At 41.2% G+C, this 12,185-nt stretch carries 13 protein-coding genes; 5 read left to right on the top strand and 8 right to left on the bottom strand.

What is annotated here, in order from left to right; genetic code table 11:
• The first annotated feature begins 15 nt into the window (after positions 1 to 15).
• Entirely contained in the window at positions 16 to 468 is a 453-nt protein-coding gene (locus ACFX4H_RS02760) for an Hsp20/alpha crystallin family protein (protein WP_249597596.1), read from the top strand.
• 70 nt (positions 469 to 538) lie between these two features.
• Here ACFX4H_RS02760 and ACFX4H_RS02755 read toward each other — a convergent pair whose 3' ends face one another.
• The 4 genes from ACFX4H_RS02755 to ACFX4H_RS02740 form a co-directional block, all read right to left on the bottom strand.
• Positions 539 to 1,141: a YppG family protein gene (locus tag ACFX4H_RS02755; RefSeq protein WP_052137279.1), complete on the bottom strand. Its 603-nt coding sequence runs from the start codon at positions 1,139 to 1,141 to the stop codon at positions 539 to 541.
• 76 nt (positions 1,142 to 1,217) lie between these two features.
• Positions 1,218 to 1,586: a YppE family protein gene (locus ACFX4H_RS02750; protein ID WP_034307893.1), complete on the bottom strand. Its 369-nt coding sequence runs from the start codon at positions 1,584 to 1,586 to the stop codon at positions 1,218 to 1,220.
• Between the two features lie 69 nt (positions 1,587 to 1,655).
• A complete protein-coding gene (locus ACFX4H_RS02745; protein ID WP_323602274.1) occupies positions 1,656 to 1,931 on the bottom strand; it encodes a hypothetical protein in 276 nt (91 codons plus the stop codon).
• Between the two features lie 356 nt (positions 1,932 to 2,287).
• Positions 2,288 to 3,229, bottom strand: a complete 942-nt coding sequence (locus ACFX4H_RS02740; RefSeq protein ID WP_377433777.1) for a DUF2515 family protein — start codon at positions 3,227 to 3,229, stop codon at positions 2,288 to 2,290.
• 141 nt (positions 3,230 to 3,370) lie between these two features.
• Between ACFX4H_RS02740 and recU the strand changes: the two genes are divergently transcribed.
• The gene (recU, locus tag ACFX4H_RS02735) at positions 3,371 to 3,982 is read left to right on the top strand and encodes a Holliday junction resolvase RecU (RefSeq protein WP_034307899.1); all 612 of its coding nucleotides are present in this window, start codon (positions 3,371 to 3,373) and stop codon (positions 3,980 to 3,982) included.
• A gap of 26 nt (positions 3,983 to 4,008) precedes the next feature.
• Positions 4,009 to 6,756 (top strand): PBP1A family penicillin-binding protein, encoded by a 2,748-nt coding sequence (locus tag ACFX4H_RS02730; RefSeq protein WP_377433775.1) that lies wholly within the window; start codon positions 4,009 to 4,011, stop codon positions 6,754 to 6,756.
• 42 nt (positions 6,757 to 6,798) lie between these two features.
• Here ACFX4H_RS02730 and ACFX4H_RS02725 read toward each other — a convergent pair whose 3' ends face one another.
• The 4 genes from ACFX4H_RS02725 to asnS all read right to left on the bottom strand — a co-directional run bounded on the left by ACFX4H_RS02725 (position 6,799) and on the right by asnS (position 10,116).
• A complete protein-coding gene (locus ACFX4H_RS02725) occupies positions 6,799 to 7,338 on the bottom strand; it encodes a YpoC family protein (protein WP_328137384.1) in 540 nt (179 codons plus the stop codon).
• A complete protein-coding gene (gene nth, locus ACFX4H_RS02720) occupies positions 7,335 to 7,991 on the bottom strand; it encodes an endonuclease III (RefSeq protein ID WP_328137383.1) in 657 nt (218 codons plus the stop codon). Before nth ends, ACFX4H_RS02725 begins: the two co-directional genes overlap by 4 nt.
• 22 nt (positions 7,992 to 8,013) lie before the next feature.
• Positions 8,014 to 8,709 (bottom strand): DnaD domain-containing protein, encoded by a 696-nt coding sequence (locus ACFX4H_RS02715; protein WP_053535560.1) that lies wholly within the window; start codon positions 8,707 to 8,709, stop codon positions 8,014 to 8,016.
• Between the two features lie 114 nt (positions 8,710 to 8,823).
• Positions 8,824 to 10,116, bottom strand: a complete 1,293-nt coding sequence (gene asnS / locus ACFX4H_RS02710; protein WP_054400296.1) for an asparagine--tRNA ligase — start codon at positions 10,114 to 10,116, stop codon at positions 8,824 to 8,826.
• Between the two features lie 482 nt (positions 10,117 to 10,598).
• Here asnS and ACFX4H_RS02705 point away from each other — a divergent pair, with 482 nt between their 5' ends.
• Together ACFX4H_RS02705 and ACFX4H_RS02700 are read left to right on the top strand one after the other, a co-directional pair.
• Positions 10,599 to 11,387 (top strand): fumarylacetoacetate hydrolase family protein, encoded by a 789-nt coding sequence (locus ACFX4H_RS02705; protein WP_241634412.1) that lies wholly within the window; start codon positions 10,599 to 10,601, stop codon positions 11,385 to 11,387.
• Positions 11,384 to 12,172: a fumarylacetoacetate hydrolase family protein gene (locus ACFX4H_RS02700; RefSeq protein ID WP_249597601.1), complete on the top strand. Its 789-nt coding sequence runs from the start codon at positions 11,384 to 11,386 to the stop codon at positions 12,170 to 12,172. The genes ACFX4H_RS02705 and ACFX4H_RS02700 overlap by 4 nt, the downstream gene beginning before the upstream one ends.
• Positions 12,173 to 12,185 lie beyond the last annotated feature (13 nt).

Genomic DNA, 12,185 nt, shown 5'->3' with positions numbered 1-12,185 from the left:
GAAAGGAGCACCGTGATGACCTCTTCTGAAAAAAATAATAACCGGAATCGAATGGAACCCTTTTCCCATTTCATTAACAAAATGGATCGGCTGTTTTCCGAAAGGCCTCCTAAAGGCATGCTGAAATCTCTTGACGATTTCTTCGGTTCGGCGAAAGAACGCAGCTTTCCGGTTGATATTCACGAAACGCATTCAGAATATACCCTTACTGCCACCTTGCCCGGAATTCCACGCAGCCAAATATCAATTGATGTACTGTCCCATGCCGTAACCATATCTGCAAAGTATGTAGATGGAAAGCATAAAAATCAAGGATTGTTCCAAAAGGAAGTTCCGGCCGGTACTCTTTCAAGAACCATCTCCTTTCCAAAACCGATTGATGAAGCAAATGTGACAGCTCGACATCGCGATGGCATCCTCACACTTCACCTACCCAAAATCAGGGGGAATCGGATTGAAATCCATTAGGCATGAATAAAAGCAGACTTAAAAAAGTGGCTGGTCACTTGTAAGTCTGCTTTTTTCTTTTATTCTCCATCTATGCTTTGAAGAAGCCCCCCACTCCTTTGACCATTGAAGATACTTGGGAAACTGTATTCATCATTTGTCCAGCTGTGTTCATCATCTTCGTTATATCCATGGAGCCATCTTGTGTTTTGAATTGATTCATGACCGATTTGAAACCCGATGGCTGGGGTTTTTGCATGAACTGCTGTTTTGGATATGGATTATGAGCCTGCTGCTGACTTTGCGGAGGTCTTTTAGCTGGCTGTAACGGATTTGCGAACGGACTAAAAGCTTGCGGCTGAAGATTGGACTGGATTGGCTGCATTTGTGCCATTGGCTGCATTTGTGCCATTGGCTGCATAACACTGTTGCCCGGATAAGCTCCCACGGGCATCGCCTGCTGCGGGACTGGTTGAAATGGGTGATACGCTGCCTGCTGATAAGGATCATGATATGGCGTCATATAGCCCCCTGTATCCTGGTGATGATATGGATACATAAATGGTTGTTCAAGATTATGATTATTTGGCGGAGGATACGGCATTGGCTGTTGGTATCCTCCCCAATTTTCCGGCATTGATTGAGGAAACTGTCCTTGATTTGGGGAGATTTGGTTATAACCGGATCTCATCATGACAATAAGCCCTCCTCTTTTTCATTACATGGTTCTGATAATATATGAAAAAAGAAGGAATAAAGTGTGGATGTTTTTATGATAAAATCCGATCGATTTCCGTTTTTACATTATTAAGGATGAATTCGATTGACTGGACATGGCTTTTAAATCGCTTATAACTTGTTTTAGGAAAAAATGCCTGAACGGCCACATCAGAAAGGTTATGGGCGGTTTGTTCGATTTGCTCGGGGAAAAGATGCCTAAATTCGGTTTCTTTCATCCACTCCTTCATTCCTGTTTCCCATTCGATGCATACGGTCCTGACCTGATCTGCAAACGGCTTTACTTCCGAAAAGAAATCCTTTTCCTTTCCTTCCAGGCGTACACCCTCATAAATATCATCTGCCTGCTCCGTATATTTAATCAATTGTTCTGTTAATAGCTGCAGTTTTTCTTTTTGCACAATATATTCCTCCGTACATTTGTTTCCCTTAGTATAATCCAGTTCTCCATAAAATGAAATTCCTGCGGATTATACGTGCAATTCAGTGAAAATCTTGTGTTTTATAATTGTTTTTTCCGGAACAATGGAAAAGGAGTGGTTCACACCTTCAGCATTCACCCAATAATCCTCGGCTTTCTCAATGGCTTCCTGGGCTTCATTAACCAAAGTATATTGTTCCGCCCATAGTTTACACCGCACTGTATTTACAGTTTCCCCATATGAAATTTCCAAACGATCCAGGCTGGTACTGATCTCAGCTATCATCCTTAATATCTCTTCTGTTGCGACACTTTTATTGACCATGCTGATCCCTCCCATTCTTTACCTGTACTATTCTTTTTTTTATCTGAAAGCCCTTCATGACTGACAAAACTAGAAGCGAATCGGCAAAGAAAGTGCAATTCACTTAATTTATTATGCCCTTCGACAACAATGGCAGAATGAAGAATGGAGTTTTAAACAAGAATACAGAAAGGAGGTGATTTTATGCAGTCGAATGAAAGCAGACAGCAGAAAAACGAAAAACGACAAAAGCCGCCCACTAAAGAGGCAGGAACAGGAAACCCGAAACTTAGTGGAGAAAACCGCCCCTCTACGTAAGTAATAAATACTGAACGATAAACAGGGGAAGGCTTCATCGACGCCTTCCCTGTTTCCTATTATAAAATCCAATTTTTGATTATTGCTGCCGTGTGCAGCTGTTTTTGTTTATGATCATACCATTCCGTCAAATGCGGGTCTTTTTCCCATTTGGGTTCAATGAACCATTTTTTTTTAACCTTTTTTTTCATATCCCATTGCTCTGTCTCCCCTGCTTGATGATGAATCAATGGAAATACTCCTCTTAGCATCGGGGTTTCATGGTATCTAGGCTTTTTTCGATATTGTTCATAATCATATCTGGCACCCGTTGGTTCAGTCCTGCAGGAAAATTCATAAAATAGTGGAAATAAATCTTCAGAAAATAAAAGCCCAGCCAACCTTTTCCCCAATTCAATCCTTTTATCGATATTTCTAAAATGCGCAACGGACGATCCATACAGTTCTCCATTGCAAGTAGGAAATAAAACGGTGCTAAAATGCATCCAGTCCTGCAGGAAAAATAACAGAGAATGAAAAACGAAGGATTGCTTTTTAATAACCGGTTCTTCAATGATGTTTTGTTCATTTATGATAAGCGCAGTGACTAATTTTTCACGATTTCCATATTTCCAAAAGGAATACCATTCGTTCTTCATGAATTTGGTAATAAAAAAATAATGACATAAGTGAAACAATGGACGTCCATATTTCGTCGAATAATGATAGAGAAGTAATTGCGGATATGCATCTTGGAATATTCTCCAGTTGGCTTCTTCATACGTTAGGAATAATTGATGCCTGTATTTAAGGCCAAGTAAATTGGTAAACCAAATCCCTTCAAGATCACACATATTCCAGCCTGCATTCCTGGAAACCATACCGGCTAAAAAAGACCATTGTATTTCTGGGTGGATTCTAAAAAATTGTTCATATGCTTTCGTTCTTGATATATTATCCCTATTCCCTTTTTCAGTTTGGGCTTTTATGGATTGGAGCAACTGCTTTTCCGTCTTTAACATTCGCATCTAGCCTTTCTATAGCGATGAATTGTGACATATAGTTGTACATAAATCCTATCGTTCTAAGAAACAATTCTTTTTATTCACATATTGGATTCTTTTTTTGCTAATATAGATAAGTGAAAAAAAGGAGGGGTAAAAGTGGCATTTCATTATCCCAACGGAAGAAGATTTGTACCGCAGGCTATGGAAGAAAAGAAAAGTCCACTAAAAAAAATCAGTTACAGCAACCGGGGAAAAACATTGGAAGACGATTTGAACGAAACCAATCAGTATTATTTAGCACACGGCATTGCCGTCATCCATAAAAAACCGACACCCATACAAATTGTCGATGTCCACTATCCGAAAAGAAGTGCTGCAGTCATTAAAGAAGCTTATTTCAAACAAGCATCGACCACCGATTATAATGGTGTTTATAAAGGAAAGTACATTGATTTTGAGGCAAAGGAAACGAAAAACAGCAGTTCGTTCCCGCTGAAGAATTTTCATGACCATCAAATTGAACATATGAAGCATATCGTTCAGCATGACGGAATTGCGTTTGTCATCATCCGGTTTTCCGCAATGGATGATATATATTTAATGAGTTCCGAACAACTGAGTTTTTATTGGAAGAGAATGAAAGAAGGCGGACGCAAATCTATAACTCTTCAAGAGGTTGAAAGCAGTTCACGAAAGATTACTCTTGGCTTTCAACCGAGAATTGACTATATTAAAGTAGTAGATTCGCTCATCTCAGAAAATTTTTAGTTTTTTAGAAAGGCAGGTTAGCTGTAATGGCTGAAAAATATAATACTAGAGAAGAACGCCGAAAGCAGGGGCAGACTCAAAAAAAGGGACAGAATAAAGGTCCTGAAAAGCCAACCAATATGCTTAAGCGCATTTTCCTTATACTTGTTACAATCGGAATAATAGGCCTGGTTGCCGGAGGAGCTGCAATGGCTTATTTTATAAGCGACGCTCCAGAACTTGACGACAAGCTTTTAAAAGATCCGGTCACATCCAAGATTCTCGATGAAAATGGTAAATTACTTGCTGAAATCGGAAAGGAAAACCGGGATTATGTAAATTATGAAGACATACCCGATCTTGTCGAAGAAGCTTTCCTGGCAACGGAAGATTCCCGCTTTTATGAGCATCACGGGGTCGATTTCTTACGTCTGGGCAGTGCCGTCATAGCCAACGTCAAAAACGGATTCGGCTCAGAGGGTGCAAGTACATTGACCCAGCAGGTCATCAAGCGTTCTTATTTAACGCCTGATAAGACCATTAAAAGGAAAGTCCAGGAAATGTGGCTATCCATACAGCTTGAAAGAAAATATACAAAAGAAGAAATTTTCGAAATGTATGTGAATAAGATTTTCTTTGCAAACCGTGCCAACGGGATCTTAACTGCATCGCAAACTTATTATGGAAAAGATCTTAACGAATTGAAATTGAACGAAGCGGCCATGCTTGTAGGATTACCGCAAAGCCCAAGCAGGTATGACCCGTATAAATACCCTGAACGTGCGAAAGAACGCCGTGATATTGTCCTGCACTTAATGAACAAACATGGATATATCACTGAAACGGAAATGAAAAATGCACAAAGCATCGATATAACAGAAGGACTTCAAGAAATCGATAAGAGCCAAATCGATACGACCGCATACGATGCATTCATCGATTTGGTAATTGAGGAAGTCGGAGATATGGGTGACTATAACGTATTTACCGATGGTTTGGAAATCCAGACGACCATTGATAAAGATGCCCAAGAATATGTTTATAACATGTTGAACAGTGATGAAATCATCAATTATCCTAGTAAAGATCTCCAAGCCGGAGTCACATTACTCGATACAGAAACTGGTGAAATTAAAGCAGTGGGCGGCGGCAGGAATACGACGGTTAAACGCGGCTGGAATTATGCAACGGATGCCAAGCGATCACCTGGTTCAACCATTAAGCCGATTCTGGATTACGGTCCTGCCGTGGAATATTTAAATTGGTCCACCTACCACCAAATCAAGGATGAGGAATACACTTACAGTAATGGAACACCGCTTAAAAATGCTTCCGGACGACATTATGGCACTGTAACGACTCGGGAAGCATTGGCACGGTCATTAAATATTCCTGCCTTAAAAACGCTTCAAGCAGTCGGCTTGGACCGGGCACGTGATTTTGCCACTGATCTTGGGATTCCTTTCGACAAGGAAATTACCGAATCGGCAGCATTGGGCGGCGGTAAGGATGTTTCTACACTTGAACTTGCCGGTGCATACAGTTCATTCGGAAACAATGGCATTTATAATGAACCGCATAGTGTGAAAAAGATTGTTTTACGTGATAAAACAACCATCAAAAATAAGACGGAATCAAAACCGGTCATGAAAGATTCTACAGCTTTCATCGTGACGGACATGTTGAAAAGCGTCATGAAAGAACCATATGGAACAGGAAGGTTAGCCAATATCCCTAGCCTCCCGGTAGCCGGTAAAACCGGGTCAACCAATTTCACGCCTGAACAGCGTGCAGCGAACAACATCCCATCTTCGGGTGTAAAGGATAGCTGGATGGCGGGTTATACAACCAATTATACAGTCGCGGTTTGGGCTGGTTATGATAATGCATCTGGTGAGCAAATGGAATATTTGGGTGAATCATCTCAAAGGATCCCTAAATTCATCTTTAAGAATTTAATGGAACATATGGCCCAATCAAAAGAAACGAAAGACTTTGATCAACCTGACAGTGTTGTGAAGGTTGGAGTCATCAAAGGTTCGAATCCAGCTGTTAAAGCCAATGAATATACACCAAGCAGTAAAATCACTTATGAATATTATGTTAAAGGTCACGAGCCTACACAAGTGACGACAGAATATGAAAAAATCGACGTTCCTGGCATTAACGCTTCTTACAACCAGGAAAGCAATGAAATCAATTTATCATGGTCATATCCTAAAGGTAATGGGAATACCCAATTCGAGGTTAAGATGTCCGTGGACGGCGGAGCACAGAGCGTATTGAAAAAATCGAAGGATACGAGTTTAACGATCCCTAATCCAACCCCTGGAAGTAAATATACTTTCTCAGTGGTAGCTCTAGTGGATAACCAACAAAGTGATCCTGCGAGTACATCTGTCAAAATACCTGCTGAAGCGGTAGTCCCTGAGGATACTGAGGACGAGGAAATTGAAGATCCTGCCGAAGGTGAAAATCCGGAACAAGAAACTCCTGCTGAAGGCGAAGAGGATAAACAAGACGAAGACAAAAATAACAATGGCGAAAACGGCAATAAAGATAATAACGACAATAATGGCAATAACGACAATAATGGCAATGGCAACAATGGTAACAATGGTAATAATGGTAATGGCAATGGCAACAACACGGATGACGGAAATGGCAATGATGGAGAGGATGTCGAGGGCGGGGATGATACCACTGACCCTGGAACGGTAGAAGAGGAAAAACCAGTCGAGACCCCTGATCCCGATCCTAATCCGGACCCAGATCCAAACCAAGATACCGAATAATTATATATGAAGATTGACCAAAAAAACGTCTAAGCTTTTGGCTTAGACGTTTTTTTGGCTGTTCTTATTTTTGATCATGAACTTTACATATTGTTTTTCAAATTCTCGGAACAACTCACTGAGCTGTCTATAAGAATGAAAAAAAGCGGGTCTAGCAAGGATGAAAGAAAGCCTTTCATCCATGTTCACCGGAATATTGTTAAAGGATTGTATTTGGCACCGGATATCATTCAATGCCACTGGCTGCCCATGCATCCAGAAGACTGCGGTTAAAAATAAACCGATCCCCTGCTTCATGAGTCCCAAGGTCTGTCCCGCTTTTCGCTCAGAATATAGCAATCTGCATTCCGAATCAATTCCCTTCCATCTCTCCAGCAGTTCCTTTACATGCATTGCCCCCTTCGTCCATGGAGCATAGGCTTCTACATTATTATAATAAAGTAACTCATACGGGAAAGCCTCGAATGGAATCGTTTCACTCCAAACTGCATATCGTTCTTTTTCCAAGATGGTTTCCTTTTCAGGAAAAAACAAATGATGGGCCAATTTTTCAGGGACTTTTAATGATATGGACTGCGTCAATTAGCTTCTTTCCTTTTCATTCTTTTTTTTCCTTCACGGCATAAATCGAGAAGCGGGCAGGTTTCACATCTAGGTGACTGGGCCTTGCAATGATAGCGTCCAAAGAATATCAGGCGGTGATGCGTAACGGACCACTCATCCTTTGGTATCTTAGCCATCAGCGTTTTTTCAACGTCGAGGACACTATCCTTCCAACGGCATAATCCCAGGCGCTTGGAAACACGCTCTACATGGGTATCCACAGCGATCGCCGGCACATCAAAAGCAACGGAAACGACTACATTCGCCGTCTTTCTGCCAACGCCAGGCAATTTAACAAGCTCATCACGATCTCTCGGAACTTCCTTACCGTATTCTTCGATCAGCATGTGCGACAGCTTTTGTATATTCTTAGCCTTGTTACGAAACAAACCGATTGAGCGAATGTCATTTTCCAACTCTTCAATCGGAACGCTTATGTAATCCTCAGGCGTTTTATATTTCTGAAATAAATCCTTCGTCACTTTATTGACTAATACATCCGTACACTGAGCTGACAGGGCAACAGCAACCACCAATTCAAATGGATTGGAGTGATTCAGCTCACAATGGGCATCCGGAAACATTTCACCCATCGTATCCAGACAATATCGAATTTGAGCTTTATTCAACATATCGGTTCTCCTTCAATTTACATTACTGCTCGAGCCAGTTATAGAAAGGCACATCTTTCAATGGTTGTGCAGTTTCCGTCTTTCGGTCCCTCTTTTGATGAACTCTAAATTTTTGTCCTTGCTCCCTTGCCTGTTCCAAGGTTTTAATTCCATTCTTTTTCCACTCGAATAAAATTCGATCAATGTATCGGAAATTCAATTTTCCGGAAATGACAGACTCCCTCAGAGCTGACTTAATGATTTCAGGTTGATGGTCATCCTCCATCCACATTGCCAATGTCTCACATTCAAAGGGAGATAAAGGGCGGCCGAACTCCTGTTCAAAAATCGTATAAAGGCTCTCCCCCGCTTTTTGGATTTCTGCAGACTCTGCCTGTTTCAAAGTTTTCAAGAAACAGTCCATCATTTTTTCATACAGTGGAGACAACGAATATTTTTCCTGTCCGATTTCTTGGCTCCCCTCAACCACCATTTCAACAAATCCCCTTTGGACCAAACGCTGGATCATGAATAGACATTCCGTTTCCTGCAATGTCATTCGGTCAGAAAGTTGGGAGGGTGCAGGGAAATGATTACCTTTATCGATGAAGCTTTGCAATTGTAATAATAGGACCATTTCTTGTTCATTCAGTCCCATTGCACTATAGTTAGTCAACAAAAAGGATGGAATCGTTATCGTTCCTTCCTTAAACCACGCATATAAATGTTCTTTATTCATGTTTTTGGACACCTCTGGTTTAGTATAACATGAATACGGCTCATCGAATAAGTTTATAATTTTAACAAAAAACGGTTATCTGCCAATAGGCAAGATAACCGCTTCATAACGGAATCAAGGATATAATCGATTTAATAGACGTGGGAACGGGATGGTTTCACGGACATGCTCGACTCCACTGATCCATGCTACGGTGCGTTCCAATCCCAAACCGAAGCCTGAATGCGGCACAGAGCCATATTTTCTTAATTCCATATACCATTTGTAAGCATCTTCGCTCAAGCCATGCTCATTGATTCTCTGTTCAAGCAATTCCTGATCATGAATCCGTTCTGAACCGCCAATTATTTCTCCATATCCTTCCGGAGCGATCAAATCGGCACAAAGAACTACTTCTTCCCTGTCAGGATCTGGCTGCATATAGAAAGGCTTGATTTTGGTTGGGTAATGAGTTATGAAAACGGGCTTATCATAACTTTCCGCTATCGCAGTTTCATGCGGAGCTCCAAAATCATCACCCCATTGAATATCATCAAATCCTTGTTCATGAAGGAACTTAATGGCTTCATCATATGTAATCCGCGGGAAAGGAGCTTGGATTTGTTCAAGCTTCGATGTATCACGGCCCAGTGTATTCAACTCAAGCTCACAGTTTTTCAATACGGATTGGATGATGGAAGAAACGAATTTCTCCTGGACCTCCAGGTTTTCTTTAAATTCGATGAAAGCCATTTCTGGTTCAATCATCCAGAACTCGATTAAGTGTCGTCTTGTTTTGGATTTTTCTGCCCTGAAGGTTGGACCAAAGGAAAATACCTTCCCAAGTGCCATGGCAGCCGCTTCCATATAGAGTTGACCACTTTGTGAAAGGTATGCATCCTCATCAAAGTATTTAGTCGCGAACAATTCACTAGTTCCCTCTGGTGCGCTTCCCGTTAAAATTGGGGGATCCACTTTAACGAAGCCTTCTTCATTAAAGAATTCATATGTAGCACGGATTATTTCATTCCGGATTTTCATGACTGCATGCTGCCGTTTTGAACGCAGCCACAAATGGCGGTTATCCATTAAAAATTCAGGACCATGCGCTTTAGGTGTAATGGGATAATCCAATGATTCATGAATGATTTCAATATCTTTCACCTGTAATTCAAAACCGAACGGCGAGCGTTCATCCTTTTGAATGACACCAGTTACATACAAGGATGACTCTTGCGAAACCGATTTCGCACGAGCGAAAATCTCTTCTCCCACTTCAGCTTTCACGACCACCCCTTGAATAAAACCAGAGCCATCACGTATTTGAAGGAAAGCAATTTTCCCACTGGAACGTTTGCTGGCAAGCCAGCCTCCAATGGTTACTTCTTGATCGACGAATTTGCTAGCATCTTTTATTGTAATTTTCACGGAATTTACCTCCAAAAATAACTTAACTTACTAATGAATTTACTCTACTTATTATACCCATAGCCCTGCTTACAAGCAAATAAATCAATTGAAGCGGAGGTTCCATGCCTTTTATATCATTCTTATTATGTTTTTGTCGCGTATTCGCCAAATTGCATGGTAAATTACTTTTCACTAATGCCCATGCTCTTATTACAGTAAAATCATCTCGGTATATGTATAGGCCGACATTTCTAATATTAAACAAAGGATTGAATCCAATCAACCAATGGTAATCAAATACTCTTTACCATTCATAATCTTTCAATTTGAACTCCTAGCTTCATACTAACTAAATGTTCCAGGCGCTTTTCTGTTGAAACCCAGGTTTTATCTAACATTTTTTGTCTAATTATACTGAATAATCTAAATATGTTGAACTTAAACAAAAAATCATATACGATATCATATATGATTAATTAAAAAATCAAGGGGTGAGTGCCATGGCAAAAGCAAGAGTGAAACTCCAGAAGTCAGATTACTCAGAAGAAGTGGAAATACTGTCGAACCGCTATATATTAATGAACGGTGTTAAGCATGAGGTATCACGAATCAAGTTGGATAACCCTATTTCCGGAACGGTATATGGAACATTATTAAACTATAAAGGGTCATTGGAAGCATTGAAGGGAAAGATCGACCAACCGCCTTATAATGAACCCCCTAAAGGGCCGATCCTTTATATTAAACCTAGAAACACGTTTTCTTCTTATTCAAATCCAGTTCCCCTTCCAACCGGCATACCTGAATTGGAAATCGGGGCCGCACTTGGAATAGTGATCAGTAAAACGGCGACAAGAGTCAAGAAAGAACATGCCTCGGATTATATAGAAGGTTTTACGATCGCCAATGATATTAGCATTCCTCATGAAAGCGTTTTCCGTCCTGCTATCCGCCATAAAGCCCGTGATGGATTTTGCCCGATCGGTCCATGGGTCGTATCCAAGGAATCCATCTCCAACCCCGATTCTTTAGGACTTCGTGTATATATTAATGGAGAGCTAAGGCAAGAAAATTCAACTTCAAATCTAATTCGCTCCATCCCCCGGCTTATTGAGGATGTAACGGACTTCATGACCTTGAGTACGGGTGACGTCCTTCTAGTTGGAGTTCCTGAGAATGCACCGCTGGCCAAAGCCAATGATCAAGTCAGGATAGAAATAGACGAAATCGGTTATTTGGAAAATACGATCATTTCCGAGGAAAAATTATCACTGGAGGGGATTTTATGAAGAGAGCACGTGTAGCCTATGCAGGTGCCATACATCCAGCAAGTGAATATCATGGCCAGCTCCAATTGGCGGATGGCCGGCTTGTCAATGAGCAGGACGTTGTCTGGCTTCCCCCTGTGGAACCACGAACTGTCTTCGCGCTTGGCTTGAATTATGCAGACCATGCGAAGGAGCTAGCTTTTAAAGCCCCGGAAGAACCCCTTGCATTCTTAAAAGGTCCCAATACATTCATCGGCCACCGGGGACAGACAAGGCGGCCTGCTGATGCCGCTTATATGCATTATGAATGTGAACTGGCAGTGGTAATCGGTAAAAAGGCGAAGAACATAAAAAAGGAAGAAGCCTTTAATTATGTAAGTGGATATACGATTGCAAATGATTATGCAATACGGGATTATCTGGAGAACTACTACCGGCCCAATTTAAAGGTCAAAAATCGCGATACGTGCACCCCCATTGGTCCCTGGCTAGTCGATGCCGAAGATATTCCAGATCCTTCGAATCTTGCCATCAAAACTTACGTCAACGGAAAATTGACTCAGCAAGGCAACACGAAAGACATGATTTTCGGCATTGCTGATTTAATTGAATATTTCAGCAGCTTCATGACATTGAGTCCAAACGATATCATATTGACAGGCACACCTGAAGGCTTGGCGGATACTGCTGTAGGCGATGAAATCATCACTGAAATTGAAGGTATCGGAAAACTCGTTAGCACAATAGTCGGGGACGATGTATTTACTGAAATCGGGGATCGGCCTCATCTGAATATCCACAAATAATGGAAGGGACTGA

It is taken from the genome of Peribacillus sp. YIM B13477 (assembly GCF_042787955.1).
Classification (GTDB): Bacteria; Bacillota; Bacilli; order Bacillales; family DSM-1321; genus Peribacillus; species Peribacillus frigoritolerans.
Note: the sequence above shows the minus strand (reverse complement) of the source record. Positions and strands in the feature narration are given on the sequence as shown.